The organism is Pseudomonas macauensis (genome assembly GCF_047902425.1).
Classification (GTDB): domain Bacteria; phylum Pseudomonadota; class Gammaproteobacteria; order Pseudomonadales; family Pseudomonadaceae; genus Pseudomonas.
The window spans coordinates 1,133,197-1,156,390 of the sequence record NZ_CP138377.1 but is presented as its reverse complement, the minus strand read 5'-3'; the positions used below and the strand labels follow the sequence as shown (position 1 = coordinate 1,156,390).

General features: G+C 63.2%; 24 protein-coding genes and 1 other RNA gene. 7 read left to right on the top strand and 18 right to left on the bottom strand.

The genetic code is table 11. The features are described from left to right. Nucleotide 1: 1 nt before the first annotated feature. From mraY to rsmI, 9 genes are all read right to left on the bottom strand, one after another. Nucleotides 2-1,084 (bottom strand): phospho-N-acetylmuramoyl-pentapeptide-transferase, encoded by a 1,083-nt coding sequence (gene mraY, locus SD196_RS05420; RefSeq protein WP_275610391.1) that lies wholly within the window; start codon nucleotides 1,082-1,084, stop codon nucleotides 2-4. Next, nucleotides 1,085-2,449 carry a UDP-N-acetylmuramoyl-tripeptide--D-alanyl-D-alanine ligase gene (locus SD196_RS05415; RefSeq protein ID WP_343574698.1) on the bottom strand — a complete coding sequence of 455 codons (1,365 nt, stop codon included), beginning with the start codon at nucleotides 2,447-2,449 and terminating at the stop codon, nucleotides 1,085-1,087. Next, complete coding sequence (locus SD196_RS05410) at nucleotides 2,442-3,905, bottom strand: UDP-N-acetylmuramoyl-L-alanyl-D-glutamate--2,6-diaminopimelate ligase (RefSeq protein ID WP_331318022.1); 1,464 nt, start codon at nucleotides 3,903-3,905, stop codon at nucleotides 2,442-2,444. Before SD196_RS05410 ends, SD196_RS05415 begins: the two co-directional genes overlap by 8 nt. Beyond that, nucleotides 3,905-5,656 carry a peptidoglycan D,D-transpeptidase FtsI family protein gene (locus SD196_RS05405; protein ID WP_275610388.1) on the bottom strand — a complete coding sequence of 584 codons (1,752 nt, stop codon included), beginning with the start codon at nucleotides 5,654-5,656 and terminating at the stop codon, nucleotides 3,905-3,907. The genes SD196_RS05410 and SD196_RS05405 overlap by 1 nt, the downstream gene beginning before the upstream one ends. After that, nucleotides 5,653-5,946: a cell division protein FtsL gene (ftsL, locus tag SD196_RS05400; RefSeq protein ID WP_275610387.1), complete on the bottom strand. Its 294-nt coding sequence runs from the start codon at nucleotides 5,944-5,946 to the stop codon at nucleotides 5,653-5,655. Before ftsL ends, SD196_RS05405 begins: the two co-directional genes overlap by 4 nt. Then, on the bottom strand, nucleotides 5,943-6,884 hold the full coding sequence (gene rsmH / locus SD196_RS05395) for a 16S rRNA (cytosine(1402)-N(4))-methyltransferase RsmH (protein ID WP_331318025.1): 942 nt from the start codon (nucleotides 6,882-6,884) through the stop codon (nucleotides 5,943-5,945). Before rsmH ends, ftsL begins: the two co-directional genes overlap by 4 nt. A gap of 8 nt (nucleotides 6,885-6,892) precedes the next feature. After that, nucleotides 6,893-7,348 carry a division/cell wall cluster transcriptional repressor MraZ gene (gene mraZ, locus SD196_RS05390; protein ID WP_015475869.1) on the bottom strand — a complete coding sequence of 152 codons (456 nt, stop codon included), beginning with the start codon at nucleotides 7,346-7,348 and terminating at the stop codon, nucleotides 6,893-6,895. A gap of 308 nt (nucleotides 7,349-7,656) precedes the next feature. Continuing rightward, nucleotides 7,657-8,013, bottom strand: an RNA gene (gene rnpB, locus SD196_RS05385) — RNase P RNA component class A. 40 nt (nucleotides 8,014-8,053) lie between these two features. Next, nucleotides 8,054-8,902 (bottom strand): 16S rRNA (cytidine(1402)-2'-O)-methyltransferase, encoded by an 849-nt coding sequence (rsmI, locus tag SD196_RS05380; RefSeq protein ID WP_343574710.1) that lies wholly within the window; start codon nucleotides 8,900-8,902, stop codon nucleotides 8,054-8,056. 126 nt (nucleotides 8,903-9,028) lie between these two features. Here rsmI and SD196_RS05375 point away from each other — a divergent pair, with 126 nt between their 5' ends. From SD196_RS05375 to SD196_RS05360, 4 genes are read left to right on the top strand one after another with little or no spacing between them, the layout of a single operon-like run. Beyond that, a complete protein-coding gene (locus tag SD196_RS05375) occupies nucleotides 9,029-10,843 on the top strand; it encodes a penicillin-binding protein activator (RefSeq protein WP_275610384.1) in 1,815 nt (604 codons plus the stop codon). Beyond that, the gene (locus SD196_RS05370) at nucleotides 10,840-11,217 is read left to right on the top strand and encodes a YraN family protein (RefSeq protein WP_275610383.1); all 378 of its coding nucleotides are present in this window, start codon (nucleotides 10,840-10,842) and stop codon (nucleotides 11,215-11,217) included. Before SD196_RS05375 ends, SD196_RS05370 begins: the two co-directional genes overlap by 4 nt. 28 nt (nucleotides 11,218-11,245) lie before the next feature. Next, the gene (locus SD196_RS05365) at nucleotides 11,246-11,839 is read left to right on the top strand and encodes a phosphoheptose isomerase (RefSeq protein WP_017518113.1); all 594 of its coding nucleotides are present in this window, start codon (nucleotides 11,246-11,248) and stop codon (nucleotides 11,837-11,839) included. Further along, nucleotides 11,836-12,414 (top strand): BON domain-containing protein, encoded by a 579-nt coding sequence (locus SD196_RS05360; RefSeq protein WP_275610382.1) that lies wholly within the window; start codon nucleotides 11,836-11,838, stop codon nucleotides 12,412-12,414. The genes SD196_RS05365 and SD196_RS05360 overlap by 4 nt, the downstream gene beginning before the upstream one ends. A 53-nt stretch (nucleotides 12,415-12,467) precedes the next feature. Here SD196_RS05360 and SD196_RS05355 read toward each other — a convergent pair whose 3' ends face one another. The 7 genes from SD196_RS05355 to rplM form a co-directional block, all read right to left on the bottom strand. Further along, nucleotides 12,468-12,872, bottom strand: coding sequence for a ClpXP protease specificity-enhancing factor (locus tag SD196_RS05355; protein WP_207883732.1), 405 nt, complete (start codon nucleotides 12,870-12,872; stop codon nucleotides 12,468-12,470). Between the two features lie 11 nt (nucleotides 12,873-12,883). Then, a complete protein-coding gene (locus SD196_RS05350; protein ID WP_275610381.1) occupies nucleotides 12,884-13,501 on the bottom strand; it encodes a glutathione S-transferase N-terminal domain-containing protein in 618 nt (205 codons plus the stop codon). A gap of 78 nt (nucleotides 13,502-13,579) precedes the next feature. After that, on the bottom strand, nucleotides 13,580-14,362 hold the full coding sequence (locus SD196_RS05345; protein ID WP_275610380.1) for a cytochrome c1: 783 nt from the start codon (nucleotides 14,360-14,362) through the stop codon (nucleotides 13,580-13,582). Further along, on the bottom strand, nucleotides 14,362-15,573 hold the full coding sequence (locus SD196_RS05340; RefSeq protein ID WP_275610379.1) for a cytochrome b: 1,212 nt from the start codon (nucleotides 15,571-15,573) through the stop codon (nucleotides 14,362-14,364). Before SD196_RS05340 ends, SD196_RS05345 begins: the two co-directional genes overlap by 1 nt. Further along, nucleotides 15,573-16,163, bottom strand: coding sequence for a ubiquinol-cytochrome c reductase iron-sulfur subunit (gene petA, locus SD196_RS05335; RefSeq protein WP_275610378.1), 591 nt, complete (start codon nucleotides 16,161-16,163; stop codon nucleotides 15,573-15,575). The genes SD196_RS05340 and petA overlap by 1 nt, the downstream gene beginning before the upstream one ends. Before the next feature lie 249 nt (nucleotides 16,164-16,412). Beyond that, nucleotides 16,413-16,805 (bottom strand): 30S ribosomal protein S9, encoded by a 393-nt coding sequence (rpsI, locus tag SD196_RS05330; protein ID WP_259759389.1) that lies wholly within the window; start codon nucleotides 16,803-16,805, stop codon nucleotides 16,413-16,415. A 14-nt stretch (nucleotides 16,806-16,819) separates the two neighbouring features. Continuing rightward, entirely contained in the window at nucleotides 16,820-17,248 is a 429-nt protein-coding gene (gene rplM, locus SD196_RS05325) for a 50S ribosomal protein L13 (RefSeq protein ID WP_015475857.1), read from the bottom strand. Nucleotides 17,249-17,493: 245 nt separating this feature from the next. Between rplM and SD196_RS05320 the strand changes: the two genes are divergently transcribed. Next, nucleotides 17,494-18,531, top strand: coding sequence for an NADP(H)-dependent aldo-keto reductase (locus SD196_RS05320; RefSeq protein WP_343574729.1), 1,038 nt, complete (start codon nucleotides 17,494-17,496; stop codon nucleotides 18,529-18,531). Nucleotides 18,532-18,584: 53 nt separating this feature from the next. Here SD196_RS05320 and SD196_RS05315 read toward each other — a convergent pair whose 3' ends face one another. Beyond that, nucleotides 18,585-19,730, bottom strand: a complete 1,146-nt coding sequence (locus SD196_RS05315) for an acyl-CoA dehydrogenase family protein (protein WP_331318041.1) — start codon at nucleotides 19,728-19,730, stop codon at nucleotides 18,585-18,587. A gap of 252 nt (nucleotides 19,731-19,982) precedes the next feature. On the opposite strand from SD196_RS05315, the gene SD196_RS05310 reads away from it, so the two are divergent. Together SD196_RS05310 and SD196_RS05305 are read left to right on the top strand one after the other, a co-directional pair. Further along, nucleotides 19,983-20,882, top strand: coding sequence for a GlxA family transcriptional regulator (locus tag SD196_RS05310; RefSeq protein ID WP_343575584.1), 900 nt, complete (start codon nucleotides 19,983-19,985; stop codon nucleotides 20,880-20,882). Between the two features lie 91 nt (nucleotides 20,883-20,973). After that, a complete protein-coding gene (locus SD196_RS05305) occupies nucleotides 20,974-21,936 on the top strand; it encodes a hypothetical protein (RefSeq protein WP_343574733.1) in 963 nt (320 codons plus the stop codon). Between the two features lie 142 nt (nucleotides 21,937-22,078). On the opposite strand, the gene zapE is transcribed toward SD196_RS05305, so the two are convergent. Further along, on the bottom strand, nucleotides 22,079-23,173 hold the full coding sequence (gene zapE / locus SD196_RS05300) for a cell division protein ZapE (RefSeq protein WP_275610374.1): 1,095 nt from the start codon (nucleotides 23,171-23,173) through the stop codon (nucleotides 22,079-22,081). Nucleotides 23,174-23,194 lie beyond the last annotated feature (21 nt).

Here is a 23,194-nt window from a genome sequence, read left to right as displayed (position 1 = left end):
CTCAACGCAGTTTCAACGTGGCCAGGCCGATCAGCACGAGAATCACCGTGATGATCCAGAAGCGCACGATCACGCGCGGCTCCGGCCAGCCCTTGAGTTCGAAGTGATGGTGAATCGGCGCCATGCGGAATACCCGCTTGCCGGTCAGCTTGAAGGAGGCGACCTGGATCACCACCGACAGGGTTTCCATGACGAACACCCCGCCCATGATGAACAGCACGATTTCCTGGCGGACGATCACCGCGATGGTGCCCAGCGCGGCGCCGAGGGCCAGCGCGCCGACGTCGCCCATGAAGACCTGCGCCGGGTAAGTGTTGAACCAGAGGAAGCCCAGCCCCGCGCCAACGATGGCGGCGCAGAAGATGATCAGTTCGCCCGCCCCCGGAACGCTGGGGATCAGCAGGTATTCGGCGAATTTGATGTTGCCCGACAGGTAGCAGAAGATGCCCAGCGCGCCGCCGACCATCACGGTGGGCATGATGGCCAGGCCATCGAGACCGTCAGTCAGGTTCACCGCGTTGCTGGAGCCGACGATCACGAAGTAGGTCAGCACGACGAAGAAGATGCCCAGCGGGATCTCGACGTTCTTCAGCATCGGCACGATCAGGGTGGTTTCGATCGGGGTCTCGGCGGTCATATAAAGGAAGATCGCAGCGCCCAGGCCGAATACCGACTGCCAGAAATACTTCCAGCGGCTCGGCAGGCCGCGGGAGTTCTTCTCGATCACCTTGCGGTAGTCATCCACCCAGCCGACGGCGCCGAACAGCAGGGTCACGGCGAGCACGACCCAGACGTAGCGGTTCGACCAGTCGGCCCACAACAGGGTGCTGATGGCGATGGCGGTAAGGATCAGCGCACCACCCATGGTCGGGGTGCCTTTCTTCGACAGGTGAGATTGCGGACCGTCGTTGCGCACCGCCTGGCCGATCTGGCGGATCTGCAGGGTGCGAATCATCCACGGTCCCAGCCACAGGGACAGGACGAGCGCGGTCAGTACGCTCAGAATGCCGCGCAGGGTCAGGTACTGGAAGACGCCGAAGCCCTTGTAGAACTGTTGCAGGTACTCGGCGAGCAGCAGCAGCATTTAGTGACTCTCCTCGGAGGATGCGCACAACGCCGCGACGACTTTGTCCATCGCCGCGCTGCGGGAACCCTTGATCAAAATGGTGGTTGTCGATGCTTCGTCGGCCAGGGCACTTATCAGGCTGGCCTGATCGGCGAAATGCCGGCCCGCGGAACCGAACGCCTGCACGGCGTGGCTCATGAGCGGTCCGACGGCATAGAGCGCGGTGACTTTGCCCACGGCATAAGCCCCCACTTCACGGTGGGAAGACTCAGCCCAGGCCCCCAGCTCGCCCATGTCCCCAAGGACGAGGACGGTCCGGCCGGAAAAGCCGGCGAGTATATCAATCGCGGCGCAGATTGAAGCCGGGTTGGCGTTGTAGCTGTCGTCGATCACTCGCATGCCATTCGTCGCCAGTTGGGCTACGGCGCGGCCTTTGACCGGCTGCAGGCTCTGCAGGCCGGAAACGATCCCGACCAGCGGCACGCCGAGGGCGTGAGCGGCAGCGGCGGCGGCCAGGGCGTTGGAAACATTGTGCTCACCCAGCAGGTTCAGCTGGATGCGCGCCTCGCCCGCCGGGCCGCGCAGGGTGAAGCCGGGGCAACCGCGGGCATCACGCTGCACATCGCTGGCGCGGAAGTCCGCACGTTCGTCGTGCAGGCCGAAGCTGGAGACGCGCCGGCCCGCGGCGCGATTCGTCCAGGTGTCGAACGCCGGATCGTCGCGGTTGAGAATGGCCACACCGTCGCTGGCCAGGCCTTCGAGAATCTCACCCTTGGCCAGGACGATCTTGTCCTGCCCACCGAACTCGCCCACGTGAGCGGTACCGGCGTTGGTGATGATGGCAACGTGCGGGCGGGTCAGGCCGACGGTGTAAGCGATCTCGCCGATCCGCGAGGCGCCCAGCTCGATGACCGCGCTCTTGTGCTCCGGCGCCAGCTGCAACAGGGTCAGCGGTGCGCCCAGATCGTTGTTCAGGTTGCCACGGGTCGCCAGGACATCGCCCTGGGTACGCAGGATGCTGGCAAGCATTTCCTTCACGGTGGTCTTGCCGCTGGAACCGGTGACAGCGGCGACACGGCCGGTGAAGGCATTGCGGTTCAGCGCACCCAGTTGGCCCAGCGCCACGCGAGTATCGCTCACCACCAGTTGCGGCAGCGGTGCACCAGCGACATCGCGCTCCACCAGCGCGGCAACGGCGCCCTTGGCGGCGACGTCGGCCAGATAGTCATGACCGTCGAAACGCGGACCGGTCAGCGCGATGAACAGCTGGCCCGGCACGATGGCGCGGCTGTCGGTGCTCACGGCATCGAAGGTAACGTCCGCGCCAACCACGCGGCCATTGAGTGCGCCGGCAACTTCGTTGAGCGACAGGGGCTTAAGCACGCTTCACCTCCCAGGCAGCCAGCGCCTTGGCGGCTTGATCCAGATCGGAGAACGGATGGCGTACGCCGTCGATCTCCTGGTAATCCTCGTGTCCCTTGCCGGCCAGCAGCACGACGTCATCCACACCAGCCGAAGCGATCAGGCGAGCAATGGCCTCGCCACGACCGGGAACGAACTCGACCGCATCGGGCTTGGCGAAACCGGCACGGATGTCGGCGATGATCGCATCGCTCTTCTCGGTGCGCGGGTTATCGTCGGTGACCAGCACGCGGTCGGCGTACTGCTCGGCAATCTGCGCCATGATCGGGCGCTTGCCGCTGTCGCGGTCGCCACCGCAGCCGAACAGGCAAAGCAGTTGACCGTGCACGTGCGGGCGCAGGGCCAGCAGGACTTTTTCCAGAGCATCCGGGGTGTGGGCGTAATCCACCACCACCAGCGGCTTGTCGCCGCCACCCAGACGCTGCATGCGACCGATCGGCCCTTCCAGCTGCGGCAGCACGGCGAGCACCTCGCCCAGCGGGTAGTCCAGACCGAGCAGCGCGCCGACCACGGCCAGCAGGTTGCTTAGGTTGAACTTGCCCAGCAGGGAGCTGCGCAGCAAGCCTTCGCCTTGCGGAGTGACGATCTGCGCCTGCACGCCGGCGTCGCTGAACGTCGCTTCGCGGCAATAGATGTAGGCCGACGGGTCGATCAGGCTGTAACCCATCAGGCGCGACTCCTGGGACTCGGCGGCTAGCTGGCGGCCGAAATCGTCGTCCAGGTTGATCACCCGGCAGCGCAGGCCCGGCCAGGCGAACAGCTTGGCCTTGGCGTCGCCGTAGGCTTCCATGGAACCGTGGTAGTCCAGATGGTCGCGGGACAGGTTGGTGAACACCGCCACGTCGAAGCCCAGCGCCGCTACACGACCCTGTTCCAGCCCGTGGGAAGAGACCTCCATGGCTACCGCCTTGGCGCCGGCCTGCTTCAGGCGCGCCAGGGTCGCCTGCACGGCGAGCGGGTCGGGAGTGGTATGGCGACCGCTTTCCAGCGCGCCATAGAAACCGGTGCCAAGGGTACCGACGATGCCGCAGCGCTCGCCCAGCAGGTCCAGCGCCTGGGCGACCAGTTGGCTGACGCTGGTCTTGCCGTTGGTACCGGTCACACCGACCAGGTCGACGCCACGGCTCGGCTCGCCATAGAAGCGCCCGGCAATGGCAGACAACTGCTTGGCCAGACCCTTGATGGCGATCATCGGCACATCGCTGGGCGGCAGATCGACGGCGCCTTCCGCTTCGTAAGCGACGGCGGCGGCACCTTGAGTGAGCGCAGCGGCAATGTGCGCGCGGCCATCCTGGCGACCACCCGGCACGGCCAGGAACAGGTCACCCGGCTTCACGGTGCGGCTATCCAGGGTCAGCTCGCGGATCAGCTCGCCGCTTTCAGCTTGCAGCAGCAGTTGGTTCAGGCTCATCGGCATCAGCCACGCCCTCCTTTGGTAGCGGGCGCAGCATCGGCTTGCTGCTGTGGAGCCGCCGGCGGCAGATTGTCCGGCGGCACGTTCATCAGGCGCAGCGTGCCGGACATCACCTTGCTGAACACCGGCGCGGAAACCAGGCCACCGAAGTAGCCGGCCTTGCTGGGTTCATCGATGACCACTACGGCGACATAGCGCGGATTGCTCATCGGCGCGAAGCCGGCGAACAGGGAGCGGTAGGAGTTCTCGGCGTAGCCCTTAGTGCCGACCTGGGCCTTACGCGCGGTACCGGACTTGCCGGCCACGTGATAGCCCGGCACCTGGGCACGGTACACGCCATTGGGCGCCTCGATGACCTGCTGGAGCATGCCCTGCATAGTCTTGGCGACTGGCTCGGGGATGACCTGGGTCGAGTCGGCCGGACGATCGGCGCGGACCATGGTCAGCGGCACGCTGCGGCCATTGTTGGCCAGCGCCCCGTAAGCATGGGCCAACTGGATGGCGGTAACGGACAGGCCGTAGCCGTAGGACAGGGTTGCGGTTTCGGCCTTGCGCCACTCGCGGTAGTTCGGCAGGTTGCCGACGCGCTCGCCGGGGAAGCCCAGGCCGGTGTCCTGGCCGAGGCCGACCTTCTGCATCAGGCTATAAATGGCTTCGCCGCCGATATCGAAGGCGACCTTGCTCATGCCCACGTTACTGGAGCGGATCAGGATGCCGGTCAGGTCCAGCACCGGTCCTTCGGTACGGGATACGTCGCGAATGGTATAGCGGCCGATCTGCAGGGTACCGGGGTAGACCTCGACCTTGTCGGTGGGCTTCCAGCGACCGGTCTCCAGCGCCGCGCTCATGGAGAACGGCTTCATGGTCGAGCCCGGCTCGAACACGTCGATCATGGCGCGGTTGCGCATCATCGCCGGCTGCAGGTTGCGGCGGTTGTTCGGGTTGTAGGTCGGCTGGTTGGCCATGGCCAGCACTTCGCCGGTCTTCACGTCGAGGATCACCAGGCTGCCGGCCTTGGCGCCGTTCTCCACCAGCGCGTTGCGCAGTTCGCGGTTGGCGAGGTACTGCAGGCGCAGGTCGATGGACAGGGCCAGGGTCTTGCCCGCCTTGGCGTTGCGGGTGACCTGTACGTCCCGGATCAAGTGGCCACGGCGGTCCTTGAGCACCTGGCGCTTGCCTGGCACGCCGGCCAGCCAGCTGTCGAAGGCCAGTTCCACGCCCTCGCGACCGCGATCGTCGACGTCAGTGAAGCCCACCACCTGGGCAGCCACTTCACCGGCGGGATAGAAACGACGGAACTCTTCAACCGAGTACACGCCGGGAATACGGTGAGCCTTCACCTGGGCCATAACGGCTTCGCCCTGCTCCGGGGTCAGGCCACGGACCAGGTAGATGAACTCCTTGTCGGCATTCTGATCCAGGCGCTCCGCCAGAGCGGCTTGCGGCTGCCCCAGCGCATCGGCCAGGAAGCCCCACTTGCCGCGTTCGAGCACCAATTCCTTGGGGTTGGCCCAGAGCGTGGCGACCGGCGTACTGACGGCCAGCGGCTCACCGTTGCGATCTGTGATCAGGCCGCGGTGCGCGGGGATGGAGATGTGGCGCACGCTGCGCGCGTCGCCCTGCCCCTTGAGGAAGTCATGATCGATGACATGCAGGTCGACGATGCGCCAGGCGATGGCCGCCACCATCGCCAGCAGCAGGCAGACGACGACGCGGAAGCGCCAGGGGTAGCGGGCTCCGGGCAGATGCTTCATGGCGCCACCATGATGACTTCGGTCGGATCGGGCACGCGCATCTTCAACTGGTCGGTCGCCAGTGCTTCGATGCGGCTATGCGCGGTCCAGGTGCTCTGTTCGAGGATCAGACGGCCGTACTCGGCCTGCGCCTTGTCGCGCACGCTGAGCTCGGTGTACAGCGAATTGAGCAGTTGGCGATTCCAGTACGCGCTATAGGACACGGAGATTGCCGACAGCAGCACGCCAATGAACAGCAGCAACATGAAGAAGCTGCCGGTCGGCAGGCGCTTGGCGAAGAGGCGGCTCATCTCAGCTTCTCCGCAATGCGCATGACGGCGCTACGCGAACGCGGGTTGGCCTTGAGCTCGGCCTCGGAGGCGTATACCGGCTTGCCGATCAGCTTCAGACGCGGCTCGAAAGGCTTCACCTGGATCGGCAGATTGCGCGGCAGGTTATCCGCCTCGCCCTTGGCGTGCTTACGCATGAACTGCTTGACGATGCGGTCTTCCAGCGAGTGGAAGCTGATCACCACCAGGCGGCCGCCGACAGCCAGGCCTTCCAGCGCGGCGTCGAGGCCACGCTCCAGATCGCCCAGCTCGTTGTTGATGAAGATCCGCAGGCCCTGGAAGGCGCGAGTTGCCGGGTTCTTGCCCTTCTCCCAGGCCGGATTGGCCTCGGTGATCACGGCCGCCAGGTCAGCGGTGCGCTCGAAGGGCTTTTCCGCACGACGCTGCACGATGGCGCGAGCCATGCGCTTGGCGAAACGTTCTTCGCCGTAGTCCTTGAACACGCGGGCGATCTCGTCCTCAGCGGCGGTGGCAATCCACTGCGCGGCGCTGACGCCCTGGTCCGGATTCATGCGCATGTCCAGCGGGCCGTCATTGAGGAAGCTGAAGCCGCGCTCCGGGTCATCCAGTTGCGGCGAGGACACGCCCAGGTCCAGCAGGACGCCGTTCACGCGGCCCTGCAGGCCGCGCGCGGTGAACTCTTCCGCCATCTCGGCGAAGGACCTTTGCACAATGACGAAGCGGCCGTCTTCGGCCGCCAGTGTTTTTCCCGTCGCGATCGCTTGGGGGTCTTTATCGAACCCGAGCAGTTGACCACCCGGGCCGAGCTTGCCGAGCAAGGCGCGACTGTGCCCTCCCCTTCCGAAGGTTCCGTCCACATAGCGGCCGCCCTCCACGGGAGCCAGTGCTTCGACGGCCTCCTCGAGTAGAACGGTGATGTGTTGGAAGGTACTGGTCACAGGCAGGCTCACAGAATAAGGTCGCGCAATTCGTCCGGCAGGCCGCCGGGCTCTTTAATGGCTGCGAGGTCGGCCTCGGCAACCGCATTCCACTTGTCTTCGTCCCACAGCTGGAACTTGTTCAGCTGGCCGACCAGCATCGCCCGCTTGTCCAGGCCGGCGTATTCGCGCAGGCGCGGAGGAACGAGAAAACGCCCGGCGCTATCGAGCTCCAGGTCCACGGCATTACCAATCAGCAAACGCTGCAGGCGCCGCGTTTCTTCACGCAGCGATGGCAGTTCGCGCAGCTTGGCTTCGATGAGTTCCCATTCAGGGAGGGGGTATACGGTGAGGCAGGTGTCGACAGCGTCGATAGTAACGATGAGCTGGCCATTGCAACGCGAAACGAGCTCGTCACGATACCGACTCGGCATCGCGAGGCGCCCTTTGGCGTCGAGACTAATGGCGTTAGCTCCGCGAAACACGTCAGCGCTTCCCCTGTGGTTGGCTATCCATGCCTGTTGATCCCACTTTTACCCACTTCGTACCACTTCCGCACACTATAGAAATCCGCGCTCCCCACCGTCAAGGCGAGCCAGAGGGGAAAAATCCTTACAGGACCGAGATTTAGCGTGCTTTTGGAAGGTTTCGGGGGGAAATTTGACGCGCCTAGAAAGAGAAAAGCCCAGTGTTTTCAAAACACTGGGCTTTCATACTTAAAGTGATTTCTCAACTTTGTAACTTCTTCCAATCAGCGACAAATGGTCATCGTGGGAAGAAGTGGGGGAAAAGTGCTGAGAGTCGGTCTGTAAGCCGGGTTCTGTCGAGGACAGCCATTCCTCTGGGACATTCATCACTGAATGCCTCAAGCGACCTACCCGAATCCAACGCGGGCCGCGCCAATGGATTCCTATTTGGTCTTGCTCCGAGTGGGGTTTACCTAGCCACGAACTGTTGCCAGCCGTGCGGTGCGCTCTTACCGCACCTTTTCACCCTTACCGGCGCTGTTGCGCTTAGGCGGTTATTTTCTGTGGCACTTTCCGTAGGCTCACGCCTCCCAGGCGTTACCTGGCACTCTGCCCTATGGAGCCCGGACTTTCCTCCATCCCGTGATGGAACACCACGAAACAGCGACTGTCCAACCAACTCTCAGTCCGTAAGGTTAGCGGCTGACGACGCGCAGAACAAGCTCAAGCCTTGCCTTGGCGCTCCAGTGCGATCTGGTACAGCTGGTTCTTGCGCGCCCCGGTGATCTCCGCCGCCAGCGCCGCCGCGCGCTTCACCGGCAATTCGGCCAGCAGAAGATCGAGCACGCGCAACGCCTGTGCATCCACCACATCATCTCCTTCCGGCGCTGGCCTGCCCGCCACCAACAGCACACATTCGCCACGTTGCTGGTTGCTGTCTGCAGCAACGAACTCGCGCAACTCGCCCAGCGGGAGCCCCTTCAGGGTTTCGAAAGTCTTGGTCAGCTCGCGTGCCAGCAATGCCGGCCGATCATCGCCGAAGATCGCCGCCATGTCCTCGATGCACTCCAGCACGCGATGCGGCGCCTCGTAGAAGATCAGAGTGCGCGGCTCGTCCACCAGTGCCTCCAGCCGCCCACGACGACCGGCCATCTTGGCCGGAAGGAAGCCTTCGAAGACGAAGCGGTCCGACGGCAGCCCGGCGGCGGACAGCGCGGCGATCAACGCGCAGGCGCCCGGCACCGGAACCACCGTGATGCCTGCAGCGCGCGCCTGGCGCACCAGGTGATAGCCCGGGTCGGAGATCAGCGGAGTGCCCGCATCGGAGATCAGCGCAACGTCCTCGCCGGCCTGCAGCTTGGCCAGAAAGCGGCCGCCCTGCTCGCGCTCGTTGTGCTCGTGGCACGCCGCCAGCGGAGTTTCGATGCCGAAATGCTGCAGCAGGCGCACCGAATGACGAGTGTCTTCGGCGGCGATGAGCGACACGTCGGCCAGCACCTTGAGCGCCCGGGCGCTGATGTCGTCCAGGTTGCCGATGGGGGTAGCCACCACATAAAGAGTGCCAAGTGTCACGCGCTAACCTCGCCGGAAGTATCTGAAAAAGCCGCATTGTATCCCGATTCCGGCAGCCGCCATCGCGTCCCCCTCGCCGCTTGGGTACAATCGGCAGTTCTTTGAATGCGTCACGAGAAGCCCGATATGATCGCTCGCCTGCGTCCGCTTTCCGCTCTGTTCCTTGCCGGCATGCTCGCCGCCTGCGCCTCTTCCCCGTCGTCCAACCTCGGCGAACTGCCGCGCACCCCTGACGCCAGCATCGAACAGCTGCTACAGCAGGCCTCCACCGCCAAGCCCGACGAAGCCGCCGTGCTGCGCCTTTCCGCCGCTGACCTTGCGTACAAGCAGAAGGACTTCGGCCGCTCCACCCAGATCCTCGACCAGACCCCGATGGATAGCCTGAAGCCGGCCCAGCAGGTCTTTGCCAGCACCCTGCGCGCCCAGCTCGAACTGGCCCGCAACAAGCCCAAGGCCGCCCTGAAGGCATTCGAGAATCCGAATTTCCAGCGCCTGGGCGAAATGCCGACCGACCTGCAAGCGCGCGCCGGCATGGTCAAGTCCCTGGCACTGGCCGCCGACGGCCAGGCCCTGAGCGCCGCCCGCGAGCGCGTGTTCATCGACCCGCTGCTCAACGCCGAAGCCAGCAAGAGCAACCATGAAGCCATCTGGGGCCTGGTCTCCAGCCTGCCGGCCGAGCAACTGCAGCCCAGCGCCAACGAAGGCGACCTGAACGGCTGGCTGGAGCTGGCACGCATCACCAAGACCTCCTCGACGCTGAAGGAACAGCAGTCCAACATCGACAAGTGGGTCGCCCAGAACCCCGATCACCCGGCCGCCAAGCAACTGCCTGACGCCCTGACCAAGCTGAAATCCCTGGCCGCCCAGCCGCTCAACACCATCGCCCTGCTGCTGCCGCAACAAGGCCAGCTGGCCTCGGTGTCCCGCGCACTGCAGGATGGATTCCTGGCTGCGCACTACCAGGCCCAGCAAAACGGCCAGGCCCAACCAGCCATCAAGCTCTATGACAGCACCCAGGTCCGCTCGCTGGACGAGTTCTACCGCCAGGCCCAGGCCGACGGCGTGCAACTGGTCGTCGGCCCGCTGGAGAAGAACCTGGTCAAGCAACTGAGCAGCCAGCAGCAACTGCCGATCACCACCCTCGCGCTGAACTACAGCGACGGCAATCAGGAAGGCCCGGCCCAGTTGTTCCAGTTCGGCCTGTCCGCCGAGGACGAAGCCCGTGAAGTCGCCAGCCGCGCCTGGAACGACGGCATGCGTCGCGCCGTGGCCCTGGTGCCGCGCGGCGAGTGGGGCGACCGCGTCCTGGCCTCCTTCAGCCGCAACTGGCAGGCCGCCGGCGGCACCCTGATCGCCGCCGAGCACGTCGACCAGCCGGTAGAACTGGCCCGCCAGATCGCCGACCTGCTGCAACTGCGCCAGAGCGAAGGCCGCGCCAAGCGCCTGCAGGGCGTGCTCGACAGCAGCGTCGACACCCAGCCCTCGCGTCGCCAGGACATCGACTTCATCTTCCTTGCCGCCACCCCGCAGCAGGCTCGCCAGATCAAGCCGACCCTGGCCTTCCAGTACGCGGGCGACCTGCCGGTCTACGCCACGTCCAACCTCTACAGCGGTGTGAACAACCCGGCGCAGGACCAGGACCTGAACGGCATCCGCTTCTGCGAAACCCCCTGGCTGCTGGAGCCGAACAACCCGCTGCGCCAGCAGGTCTCCGCCCAATGGCCGCAAGCCAACGGCAGCCTGGGCCGCCTGTATGCCATGGGTGCCGATGCCTACCAACTGGCCCCGCGCCTGCCGGAACTCAAGGCCGTGCCGAGCATGCAGGTCGACGGCCTGACCGGCACCCTAAGCGTGAATGCCAGCCAGCGCGTCGAGCGCCACCTGCCCTGGGCCGAATTCAAGAATGGGCAGGTGCAGCCGCTGGAGAACAGCGGTATTTGATCGGCAACAGCCCCTCCCAGAAGGCCGGGCGCGAGGCGGAAGCCAGCGCCCGCGCCCACCTCGAACAGCATGGACTGCGCCTGGTGGCGCAGAACTGGACGTGCCGCCGCGGCGAGCTCGATCTGGTCATGCTGGACGGCGATACAGTAGTATTCGTCGAAGTTCGCTCCCGCCGGCATGACGCCTGGGGAGGAGCGCTGGAAAGTGTGGACTCGCGCAAGCGTCAGCGCCTGACCGCCGCCGCCGAACACTTCCTGCAACAGAACGCCCGCTGGAGCAGACACCCCTGCCGGTTCGACATCGTCGCCATCGACCATCGAACCCCAGGCTCCGCAGGGCACTTGAACTGGATCCCCAACGCCTTTGACACCTGATCAGACGCCCGACGAAAGGTCATCCCTGATGGACATGCAATCCCGTATCCGCCAGCTCTTCCATGCCAGCATCGAGACCAAGCAACAGGCCACCGAGGTGCTCATCCCGCATATCGAGCAGGCCAGCATGGTGATGGTCAATGCCCTGCTGAACGAGGGCAAGATTCTCTCCTGCGGCAACGGCGGCTCCGCCGGCGATGCGCAGCACTTCTCTTCCGAACTGCTGAACCGCTTCGAGCGTGAGCGCCCGAGCCTGCCGGCGGTCGCCCTGACCACCGACAGTTCCACCATCACCTCGATCGCCAACGACTACAGCTACAACGAAGTCTTCTCCAAGCAGATCCGCGCCCTGGGCCAGCCCGGCGACGTACTGCTGGCGATTTCCACCAGCGGCAACTCGGCGAACGTCATTCAGGCGATCCAGGCCGCACATGATCGCGAAATGGTTGTCGTAGCACTGACCGGCCGCGACGGCGGCAACATGGCATCGCTGCTGCTGCCCGAAGACGTGGAAATCCGCGTTCCGGCCAAGGTCACCGCACGCATCCAGGAAGTCCACCTGCTGGTCATCCATTGCCTGTGCGACCTCATCGACCGTCAACTGTTCGGGAGTGAAGAATGACCCGTACCCCTCTGATCGCGGCCGCGCTGGCCGTGACCATGGCCCTGGGTGGCTGCACCAGTTTCGTCAGCGCCACCCGCGACAAGCCGATCGACGATGACAAGGGCACCCGCACCCTTGGCAGCAAGATCGACGACTCGTTGATCGAAACCAAGGTGGCGGTGAACATCGCCAAGGCCGATCCAGATCTCGACCGCAATTCCCATGTCGTAGTGATCAGCTACAACGGCGTGGTACTGCTGGCCGGCCAGACGCCGCGCGCCGACCTGAAGAACAAGGCCGAACAGGCCGCCAAGGAAGTGCAGAAGGTCAAGACCGTGCACAACGAGCTGCAGATCCTGCAGCCCTCCTCCCTGGCCGCCCGCAGCAACGACACCTGGCTGACTACCAAGATCAAGAGCCAGATGCTCGCCGACGCAAACGTGCCCTCCACCCGCATCAAGGTCCTGACCGAGAACGGCATCGTCTACATGCTGGGCCTGGTCACCCGCCGCGAAGGCGACCTGGCTACCCAGGTGGTACAGGGCGTGGATGGCGTGCAGAAGATCGTCCGCCTGTTCGAGTACATCGACTGATCGGGCCATTTATTGCAGGCATGAAAAAGGCGACCCTCGGGTCGCCTTTTTTATTACTTCACCACCTTGAGGCTCGGTCGCCCACTGGGTCGAGGCGGCTCGTCAGACGGGCCATCGTCTGGCAGGTCCTCATCGTCGGTCGGCACCGGCGGCTCCAGATCGAAGACCATGCCCTGGCCATTCTCCCGAGCGTAGATGGCCATTACCGCCTGGGACGGAATGTACAGGCTCTGAGCAACACCGCCGAAGCGGCCTTCGAAGCTGACGGCTTCGTTGTCCATCTGCAAGTGGCGCACCGCGGTCGGCGATACGTTGAGCACGATCTGGCCGTCGCTGGCATAACCCGGCGGCACCCGCACGCCCGGGTACTCGGAATTCACCAGGATATGCGGGGTGCAGCCGTTGTCGACGATCCACTCATAGAGGGCTCGCACGAGGTAGGGACGACTGGAGTTCATCATCGGGCTCCTTAGCGCATATCACGTTCGATAGAGGACAGGCTCGCACGGAAAGTTTCTCGTGCAAACTGCCGCTCCATGTAATCCAGCAACGGTTTGGCCGGGCGCGGCAACTCGATGCCCAGGACCGGCAGCCGCCAGAGAATCGGCAACAAGCAGCAATCCACCAGGCTGAGGTCCTCGCTGAGGAAGAAGGGCTTGTCGGCGAACAGCGGCGATACTCCCGTCAGGCTCTCACGCAATTCCTTTCTCGCCAAGGCACGCTCAGCGTCCTTCTGCCGCGAGTCGAGAATGCGGTCCACCAGAGCGCACCAGTCCCGCTGGATGCGGTGCATCAACAAGCGGCTATTGGCACGGGCCACCGGGTAAACCGGCAGCAACGGCGGGTGTGGATAACGTTCATCGAGGTACTCCATGACCACCGTCGACTCGTAGAGCGAAAGATCGCGATCCACCAGGGTCGGCAGGCTGCCATAGGGGTTCACTTCGGCGAGCTTGGCCGGAATGTTACCGGCCGGTACGTCGATGATATCGGCAACGACGCTCTTCTCGGCCAGCACCAGGCGCACGCGATGGCTGTAATGGCAGGAAGGGTCGGAGAAACAGGTAAGCTTATTGATTGCGGCCATGCCGCGCGCCTCCTCGGGGTGGGAGGTAGAAAGACGCGCGCGCCCCGTAGGGCGCGCGCTTGTTACAGCTGGCAGTGCTTAGTGCACGTCCTTCCAGTATTCACGCTTGAGCAGATAGGCGAACACGAAGAAGAAGGCCAGGAACAGCAGGACGTAGGTGCCGATGCGGTGGGATTCCAGCTTGTTCGGGTCAGCCGAGTAAGCCAGGAAGGTCACCAGGTTCTTCACCTTTTCGTCGAACTGGGCTTCGTTCAGCTGACCGGACTTCGGAACGATGGTCAGTTGATCGCAGGCCTCGTGGGTCAGCGGGGTACCAGTCAGAGGATCGTACTGCTTCTTGCCATCCTCGACGACCTGGACCTGCTTGCAGCCGATGACCTGGCGCCCCTGGACGCTGGCCAGCACGTTCGGCATGCCGACGTTCGGGAAGACCTTGTTGTTCACGCCCCACGGACGCTTGGGATCTTCGTAGAACGAACGCAGGTAGGTGTACAGCCAGTCAGTACCACGCACACGAGCTACCAGGGTCAGGTCCGGCGGAGCAGCACCGAACCATACCTTGGCGTCAGCGGGCTTCATGCCGATGTCCATGTGATCGCCGATCTTCGCACCGGTGAACACCAGGTGGCTCATCATCAGCTCTTCCGGAATACCCAGATCACGACCGACACGCTCATAACGCTGGAACTTGGCGCTGTGGCAGCCCATGCAGTAGTTGGCGAAGGTGCGCGCGCCATCCTGCATGGCAGCCTTGTCGGTCAGATCGATATCGACATGATCGAGTGCCGGGCCATGGCCTTCGGCAGCGAAGCCGAAGACGGGCAGCAGAGCCAGAACAAATGCAGCGAATTGCTTTTTCATCAGCCAGTCACCCTTTCCGGAACCGGTTTGGTTTTCTCCATCCGGGTGTAGAACGGCATCAGGATGAAGAAGGCGAAATACAGAATGGTGCACAGGCGGGACAGCGTGGTGCCCAGCGGCGACGGCGCTTGCGAGCCGTAGTAGCCGAGGATCACGAAGGAAACCGCGAAGATCACCAGCCAGATCTTGCTCAGCCAGCCCTTGTAGCGGATCGAGCGAACCGGGCTACGGTCCAGCCACGGCAGCACGAACAGCACGGCGATGGCGGCGCCCATGGCGATGACACCCATCAGCTTGTCCGGAACGGCGCGCAGGATGGCGTAGAACGGAGTGAAGTACCACACCGGAGCGATGTGCTCGGGGGTCTTGAACTGGTTCGCCATCTCGAAGTTGGGCTTCTCGAGGAAGAAACCGCCCATTTCCGGGAAGAAGAAGATCACGGTGCAGAAGACGAACAGGAAGACCACGACACCGACGATGTCCTTGACGGTGTAGTACGGGTGGAAGGCAATGCCGTCCAGCGGTACGCCGTTCTCGTCCTTCTTCTTCTTGATGTCCACGCCGTCCGGGTTGTTCGACCCGACTTCGTGCAGCGCCAGGATGTGCAGCACGACCAGGCCGAGCAGGACGATCGGCAGGGCGATCACGTGCAGGGCGAAGAAGCGGTTCAGGGTGATGCCGGAGATCAGGAAGTCACCACGGATCCACTGAGCCAGGTCCTCGCCGACGACCGGAATGGCGCCGAACAGCGAGATGATCACCTGGGCACCCCAGTAGGACATCTGGCCCCAGGGCAGCAGGTAGCCCATGAAGGCCTCGGCCATCAGGGCGAGATAGATCAGCATGCCGAAGATCCACACCAGCTCGCGCGGCTTCTGGTAGGAGCCGTAGAGCAGGCCACGGAACATGTGCAGGTAGACGACCACGAAGAACGCTGAAGCGCCGGTGGAGTGCATGTAGCGGATGATCCACCCGTAATCGACATCTCGCATGATGTACTCGACGGAGGCGAAAGCCTCTTCCGCCGACGGGGTGAAGCTCATGGTCAGCCAGATACCGGTGAGGATCTGGTTGACCAGCACCAGCAGCGCCAGCGAACCGAAGAAGTACCAGAAGTTGAAGTTCTTCGGGGCGTAATACTTGCTCAGATGGTCTTCCCACATCTTGGTCGCGGGGAAGCGGGCATCGACCCAAGCCATGAACTTGTTCATCAGGCTTTCTCCTGGTCCACACCGATGGTCAATTCATCACCATCAAGCGAATAAGGCGGAATCGGCAGGTTCATCGGAGCGGGTTGCCCCTTGTAAACGCGGCCGGCGAGGTCGTAATGGGAGCCGTGGCAAGGGCAGAAGTAGCCACCCTTCCAATCCGGACCGAGGTCCGCGGGAGCGACTTCAGGGCGGAAGGTCGGCGAGCAGCCCAGGTGGGTGCAGATACCAACGATCACGGCCAGTTCCGGCTTGATCGAACGCACTTTGGGATCGACGTAGGCCGGTTGATCCGAAGCCTTCGACTCGGGGTCGGCCAGTTGCCCTTCGAGGGTCGGCAGCGCGTCCAGCATTTCCTTGGTGCGATGCACCAGGAACACCGGCTTGCCCCGCCACTCAGCGATAACCTGCTGGCCCGGCTCGATCTTCCCTACGTTGACCTTCACCGGCGCGCCAGCGGCCTTCGCCTTGGCACTGGGGAACCATGACCCCACGAACGGGACCGCAGCTCCGACCGCTCCCGCCGCACCAACCACCGAGGTGGCCGCGACAAGGAAGCGACGCCGGCCTGCATTCACGCCGTCATTACTCATTCAGTCGTCTCCCATCAGCTTCAAGCCTGTTCAGTTCAGGCTTTTAAGTAAAAATTCGAGCCGCGCAAAAAATTCGCCAAATGGTAAAGAAAAGCCCTTGTGCTGACAAGGTAATAGCCAGATACGAAGTTAGCGAAACCCTTGCCGGACGGGGCTCGCGCGGATGCGACACCTTGCCGCACGAACAAATTGAAGACATAAAAAAACGCCCAGTCCAAAGGATCTGGGCGTTTTTTTCGAAGCGTCGTATTAACGCTTGGAGTACTGCGGACGCTTACGCGCTTTACGCAGACCGACTTTCTTACGTTCAACTTCGCGAGCATCGCGAGTTACGTAGCCGGCCTTACGCAGCGGGCTGCGCAGGGTCTCGTCGTATTCGATCAGAGCGCGGGTGATACCGTGACGGATCGCACCAGCTTGACCGCTCACGCCACCGCCAACGACGGTAACGTAGATATCGAACTTCTCGGTGTTCTCGGTCAGCTCGAGCGGCTGACGGACAACCATGCGAGCGGTCTCACGACCGAAGAACTGCTCGATAGTGCGGTTGTTGATGGAGATCTTGCCAGTGCCCGGACGCAGGAAGACGCGAGCGGTAGCGGTCTTACGACGGCCAGTGCCGTAATTTTGAGTCGCCGACATAATGAGCTATCCCGTTAAATCTTCAGTTCTTGAGGCTGCTGAGCGGTGTGCGGGTGGTTGGCACCCTTGTACACTTTCAGCTTGCGGTACATGTCGCGGCCCAGCGGGTTCTTCGGCAGCATGCCTTTGACGGCAGTCTCGATAACACGCTCAGGAGCCTTGGCGATCAGCTTCTCGAAGTTGATCGACTTGATACCGCCCGGGAAGCCCGAGTGATGGTAGTACATCTTGTCGGTAGCTTTGGCGCCAGTGACACGAACCTGCTCGGCGTTGATGACGACGATGTAGTCGCCGGTGTCAACGTGCGGGGTGTATTCCGGCTTGTGCTTGCCGCGCAGGCGGGTAGCAATCTCGGTAGCCAGACGACCCAGGGTCAGGCCAGCAGCGTCGACGACGAACCAGTCGCGCTTAACAGTTTCTGGTTTCGCGGTATAAGTTTTCATTCGTTATAGCCTCAGGGGCCGCCTGAAAATAAGACGGCGAATCTTACTGGACAGTGGTTGCCTTGACAAGTCAAGGACAGCCGAAGACAGACACGAATTGGGGCTCGGGTCGGTGTGCGTCCGTAACGACTAGATGTATCGATCGGCAGGCTTGGCATCCCCCACCGATGAAAGGCTGCGGAATTATGCAGATTCCGGCAGAATTTTCAACCGTGTCACGCACTTGTTTTCATGAGGAGACCTGCATGGAGTACCGCCCGCTCGGCCGCACCGATCTCAACGTCAGCGCACTCTGCCTGGGGACCATGACCTGGGGCGAGCAGAATACCGAGGGCGAAGCCTTCGCCCAGATCGAGCGGGCCAAGGCCGCCGGTCTGAATTTCATCGATACCGCCGAGATGTACCCGGTGCCACCGCTCGCGGAAACCTACACCCGCACCGAGCAGATCATCGGCAACTGGTTCCGCCAGCGCGGGGATCGCGCCGACTGGGTGCTGGCCAGCAAGGTCGCCGGCCCCGGCAACTCCATCAGCCATATCCGCGACGGCCAGCTCAGGCACGATCGCAAGAATATCGTCGAAGCACTCAACGGCAGCCTCAAGCGCCTGCAGACTGACTGGATCGATCTTTACCAACTGCACTGGCCCGAGCGCAGCACCAACTTCTTCGGCCAACTGGGCTACCAGCACAAGGAAGAGAACTTCACCCCGCTGGAAGACACCCTGGAAGTGCTCGACGAGCAGGTTCGCGCCGGCAAGATCCGTCACATTGGCCTGTCCAACGAGACGCCCTGGGGCACCATGCGCTTCCTGCAGATCGCCCAGGAGCGCGGCTGGCCGCGCGCCGTGTCGATCCAGAATCCCTACAACCTGCTCAACCGCAGCTTCGAGGTAGGCCTGGCGGAAATAGCGATTCGCGAACAATGCGGTCTGCTGGCCTACTCGCCGATGGCCTTCGGCATGCTTTCAGGCAAATACTTCGGCGGTGCGCGCCCGGTCAATGCGCGCATCACCCTGTTCAGCCGCTTCACGCGCTACACCAATCCGCAGACCGCCAGTGCCTGCGACCGCTACGTGAGCCTGGCCCGCGAGCACGGCCTGGACCCGGCGCAGATGGCCCTGGCCTTCGTCACCAGCCGGCCGTTCGTGACCAGCAACATCATCGGCGCGACCAACCTCGAGCAACTGGAAGCCAACCTCGGCAGCTTCGAGTTGAAGCTCTCCGACGAGGTGCTGGCCGGCATCGAGGCGATCCACAAGGACCAGCCGAACCCGGCTCCCTGATCGCCCCGCAAACGAAAAAGCCCGGCAATGCCGGGCTTTTTCATCCGCTCAGGTTACAGCGAGCGGGCGATGATTTCCTTCATGATCTCGTTGGTACCGGCATAGATGCGCTGCACCCGTGCATCCGCCCAGGCGCGGGCGATCGGGTATTCCCACATGAAGCCGTAGCCGCCGTGCAGCTGCACGCACTCGTCGAGCACCTTGCACTGCAGGTCGGTGGTCCAGTACTTGGCCATCGCTGCGGTAGGCACGTCCAGCTTGCCTTCCAGATGCTGCTCCAGGCAGCGGTCGACGAAGACCCGACCGACCTGGATCTCGGTGGCCATTTCCGCCAGTTTGAATCGAGTGTTCTGGAAATCGGCGATGGACTTTCCGAACGCCTTGCGCTCGCGGGTGTACTCCAGCGTCCACTTCAGCGCCGACTCCGCGGAGGCCAGCGCGCCCAGGGCCACCGTCAGGCGCTCCTGCGGCAGTTCCTGCATCAGGTAGATGAAACCCTGCCCTTCCTTGCCCAGCAGGTTCTCCTTGGGAATACGGACGTCCTGGAAGAACAGCTCGGAAGTGTCCTGCGCCTTCATTCCGACTTTCTCCAGGCGCTTGCCCTTGGAGAAGCCCGGCGTGCCCGCCTCCACCAGGAACAGGCTGGTACCCTTGGCGCCGGCCTTGGGGTCGGTCTTGGCGACCACGATCACCAGGTCGGCCAGCCAGCCGTTGGTGATGAAGGTCTTCGAGCCGTTGATCACGTACTCGTCGCCATCCAGCACGGCAGTGGTCTTCACCCCCTGCAGGTCGGAGCCGGCCCCCGGCTCGGTCATGGCGATGGCCGAGACCATCTCGCCGGAGATCAGCTTGGGCAGGTAGCGCTGCTTCAGCTCCTCGCTGCCGTAATGAAGGATATAGGGCGCGACGATGTCCGAGTGCAGCGAGAAACCGATACCGGTCAGCCCCAGGCGACCGATCTCCTCGATCACCACGGCACTGTAAAGGAAGTCCGCCGCCATGCCGCCGTAGGCCTCAGGCAGGTGCGAGCAGAGCATGCCCGCCTCGCCGGCCTTGCTCCACAGCTGGCGATCGACGTGACCGTCCTTTTCCCACTGGGCGTGGAAGGGCACTGCCTCCTGTTCGAGGAACTTGCGGACGCTGTCGCGGAACAGCTCATGGTCGGAACTGAACAGGGTTCTTGGAATCATGCGGCGCACCTGCAGATCGGTTGTAGGAATTCTTGGAAGGCCGACTGTAGGACAGCGAGAACCGCTCTGCACTGGACACTTTCGCCAAAAAATAAGACGATCCAGCCGCATCATGACCACTTTAGCGTCATGCCAAGACATCCATAAGAAGTACAAGAATCGATGCCCACCCCAGCTTCCAGCGTGCTGCGCCGCGTCAGCATTCTCGCCACCCATGGCGTCTTCGGCTCCACCCTCATGCAGGCCAAGGACTTCTTCCATATGGCCAGCCTGCGCCACGGCCGCCAGCAAGGGCTCGGCCTGCACCCGAGCTTCGAGACCCGCATCATCAGCCCGGACGGCAAACCGGTGGTCAGTTTCAGCGGCGACACCCTGCCGGTACAGGGCCCGCTGGACGAGCCGGAACTGGTGATCCTGCCCGCCTTCTGGGGCGACTTCGACGAACTTCTGAAGCATTACCCCGAGGTACTGCCCTGGCTGCGCGAGCGCCACGCGGCCGGCAGCGTGCTCTGTGGCGAGGTGTCCGGCGTGTTCTGGCTGGCCGAGGCCGGCCTGCTCGACGGCAAGGAAGCCACCACCTACTGGCGCTTCTTCCGCGAATTCGCCGAGCGCTACCCCAAGGTGCTGCTCAATCAGGAAAAGCACATCGCCGACGCCGACAACATCTACAGCGCCGGCGGCCTGACCTCGGTCCGCGACCTGTACATCTACCTGATCGAGCACTTCTGCGGCGCCGCCGTGGCCCAGGGCGTGGCCCGCGACATCCTCTACGAGGTGCAGCGCAGCTACACCCCCGGCCGCCTCGGCTTCGGCGGACAGAAGCTGCACCACGACCCGACGATCCTGCAGATCCAGCACTGGCTGGAAGAACACTTCTCGGACAAGTTCCGCTTCGAGGACGTGGCCCGCGAACACGGCATGAGCATCCGCAACTTCATGCGGCGCTTCCAGGCCGCCACCGGCGACAAGCCGTTGCACTACCTGCAGCGTCTGCGCATCGAGACCGCGCGCAACCTGCTGTCCACCACACGCAAGAGCATCAAGACCATCAGCTACGAAGTCGGCTACGACGACGCCAGCTTTTTCGCCCGCCTGTTCCGCCAGCACACCGGGCTTTCGCCGAATCATTACCGACGCCAGTACGAACAGAAGGAAGGCTGAAACACGCCATCCCTAGGATGGGTTCGCGGACTCGGGCGTCGCCCTATGATCGGGGCAGCTCCTGACAACAAGAACCCAACGGGATATCGCCATGCGCCGCTTTCTACTTGCCCTGCTGGCCGCCTTCAGCCTGACCGCTGTGGCGGACGACACCTGGAAACCCTTCCCCTACGACCAGAGCGCCTTTGACTACAGCGGCGACAAGCTGCGCGCCGCCTGGCCGAAGCTGACCCGCGGCTTTGGCAACTACCCCTTCCCCGACGCCGACTGGGTAGTGGCCATGGCGACCCGGCATCCCGAAGCCCTGGAGAAGACCGTGACGGCCGGTACCGGTTTCACCGGCAAGCCGGAGGAAGCCCAGATTTATGCGCAGAAGCTGCAGGACGTATGGCGCAAGGTATTTCGCGGCGACTTCGCCCAGGCCAAGAAAGACGGCCTGGCGCTGGGCGTCGGCGGACAGGTGCCGGGCATGTTCGCCCAGGTGCTCTACGCCATGTTCCTCGCCCCGGAACAGAACGAGAAACAGCGCCTGCTGGAAGAAGTGATCAGCTACACCGACCAGGCCGGCCCGCTGCTCAATGCCGACCCCATCGCCCAGTTCGGCCGCGCCTACGCCAAGGCGCGCCTGGCTGAAGACCTGCCGGTACCGGTAGTGCTCAAGCGCGGTTACACCGGCGACATCCCCAAGGAGCTGGACGCCCTGCTGGCCAAGCAGCCGAATCAACCGTTCGCCCTGGCGCTCTACGGCGGCTACGAGGCAGGCGTGATCCGCAAGGTCGGCAAGCTGGTGGGCAAGATGACCTACGGGGTCAGCGCGGACAAGATGGAGCAGTACTTCGCCCGCTCCTTCCGCGCCGCCGATGACCTGCCGATCGGCCACTACGAATACGCCAATGCGCTGGCCTACGTCTACGGCGAAGATGAAGAGCAGAAAGCGCTGGAGCAGTTGAAGAAAGCAGTGGCAATCAAGCCGATCAACGCCATGGAAGCGCTGGAAGTCGCCCACGCCCAGCAATTGCTGAAGAAGGCGCAGCAGGAAACGGCCCAGCGCTAAGTCTTCACCTGTAGGAGCGAGCTTGCTCGCGAACCACCCAGCATCCGAGCTACCGGTGAAGTGCTCGCGAACAAGCTCGCTCCTACGAAAAGCCAAAACGAAAAAGGCTGCCCTAGGGCAGCCTTTTTCGTTTGCCGAACCATCAGGGACGGTGCGGGCGGCTCAGGTATTCGTGGGACTGCATTTCCAGCAGGCGGCTCAGCGTACGCTGGAATTCGAACTCCAGTCGGCCGCCGGCGTACAAATCCTTGAGCTCCACTTCGGCGGAGAGGATCAGCTTGACGTTGCGGTCGTAGAACTCGTCCACCAGGTTGATGAAGCGGCGGGCCATGTCGTCCTTGGCCACATTCATCTGCTCGACGTTGGAAATCAGGATCGCGTGGAAGATCTTCGCCAGCTCGATGTAGTCGTTCTGGCTGCGCGGGCCGTCGCACAGCTCGCGGAATTCGAACCAGGCCACGTCATCGCAGGTGATGCGCGCGCGGATTTCGCGGTTCTCGATGGTCAGTACGTCGTCGCGGGTCGCGGCGGCGCACTCGGGGGTCAGGGCCTTGAAATCGCGGGTCATGGCCTGTTCGGCCTGCTCGGAAAGCGGCCAGTGGTAAAGCTCGGCCTGTTCCAGGGCGCGCAGGCGGTAGTCCACGCCGCTGTCGACGTTGACCACTTCGGTGTATTGCTTGACCAGGGCGATGGCCGGCAGGAAGCGGGCGCGCTGCAGGCCGTCCTTGTAGAGGCCGTCCGGCACGATGTTGGAGGTCGCCACCAGGCTGACGCCGTTCTTGAACAGCTCTTCCAGCAGGGTCGCGAGGATCATCGCGTCGGTGATGTCGGAGACGAAGAATTCGTCGAAGCAGATCACCCGGGCCTCGTCGGCAAAACGCTTGCCGATGATGGTCAGCGGGTTCTTCTCGCCCTTGAGGGTCTTCATTTCCTCGTGGACGCGCTTCATGAAGCGGTGGAAGTGCGTGCGCATCTTCTGCTTGAACGGCAGCGCTTCGTAGAAGGTATCCACCAGGTAGGTCTTGCCACGGCCGACGCCACCCCAGAAATACAGGCCCTTCACCGGCTCCTGGGACTTCTTGCCCAGCAGCCTGCCGAACAGACCGGACTTGCCTTTCTCAGCGGCAACCAGGTCGTCATAGAGGCGTTGCAGGTGCTTCACGGCATTGGCTTGCGCCGCGTCGTGGAAGAAATCGGGGCGTTTCAGGTCTTCCTGGTAGCGCTGAAGAGGCGTCATGATCGGTAGCAAGGTAACGAA

Coding starts and splice junctions, on each gene's coding strand:
- mraY (WP_275610391.1), bottom strand. CDS start 1,084: ATGCTGCTGCTGCTCGCCGAGTACCTGCAACAGTTCTACAAGGGCTTC.
- SD196_RS05410 (WP_331318022.1), bottom strand. CDS start 3,905: ATGCCGATGAGCCTGAACCAACTGCTGCTGCAAGCTGAAAGCGGCGAG.
- SD196_RS05405 (WP_275610388.1), bottom strand. CDS start 5,656: ATGAAGCATCTGCCCGGAGCCCGCTACCCCTGGCGCTTCCGCGTCGTC.
- ftsL (WP_275610387.1), bottom strand. CDS start 5,946: ATGAGCCGCCTCTTCGCCAAGCGCCTGCCGACCGGCAGCTTCTTCATG.
- SD196_RS05375 (WP_275610384.1), top strand. CDS start 9,029: ATGATCGCTCGCCTGCGTCCGCTTTCCGCTCTGTTCCTTGCCGGCATG.
- SD196_RS05365 (WP_017518113.1), top strand. CDS start 11,246: ATGGACATGCAATCCCGTATCCGCCAGCTCTTCCATGCCAGCATCGAG.
- SD196_RS05360 (WP_275610382.1), top strand. CDS start 11,836: ATGACCCGTACCCCTCTGATCGCGGCCGCGCTGGCCGTGACCATGGCC.
- SD196_RS05355 (WP_207883732.1), bottom strand. CDS start 12,872: ATGAACTCCAGTCGTCCCTACCTCGTGCGAGCCCTCTATGAGTGGATC.
- SD196_RS05350 (WP_275610381.1), bottom strand. CDS start 13,501: ATGGCCGCAATCAATAAGCTTACCTGTTTCTCCGACCCTTCCTGCCAT.
- SD196_RS05345 (WP_275610380.1), bottom strand. CDS start 14,362: ATGAAAAAGCAATTCGCTGCATTTGTTCTGGCTCTGCTGCCCGTCTTC.
- SD196_RS05340 (WP_275610379.1), bottom strand. CDS start 15,573: ATGAACAAGTTCATGGCTTGGGTCGATGCCCGCTTCCCCGCGACCAAG.
- petA (WP_275610378.1), bottom strand. CDS start 16,163: ATGAGTAATGACGGCGTGAATGCAGGCCGGCGTCGCTTCCTTGTCGCG.
- rpsI (WP_259759389.1), bottom strand. CDS start 16,805: ATGTCGGCGACTCAAAATTACGGCACTGGCCGTCGTAAGACCGCTACC.
- rplM (WP_015475857.1), bottom strand. CDS start 17,248: ATGAAAACTTATACCGCGAAACCAGAAACTGTTAAGCGCGACTGGTTC.
- SD196_RS05320 (WP_343574729.1), top strand. CDS start 17,494: ATGGAGTACCGCCCGCTCGGCCGCACCGATCTCAACGTCAGCGCACTC.
- SD196_RS05310 (WP_343575584.1), top strand. CDS start 19,983: ATGGCCAGCCTGCGCCACGGCCGCCAGCAAGGGCTCGGCCTGCACCCG.
- SD196_RS05305 (WP_343574733.1), top strand. CDS start 20,974: ATGCGCCGCTTTCTACTTGCCCTGCTGGCCGCCTTCAGCCTGACCGCT.
- zapE (WP_275610374.1), bottom strand. CDS start 23,173: ATGACGCCTCTTCAGCGCTACCAGGAAGACCTGAAACGCCCCGATTTC.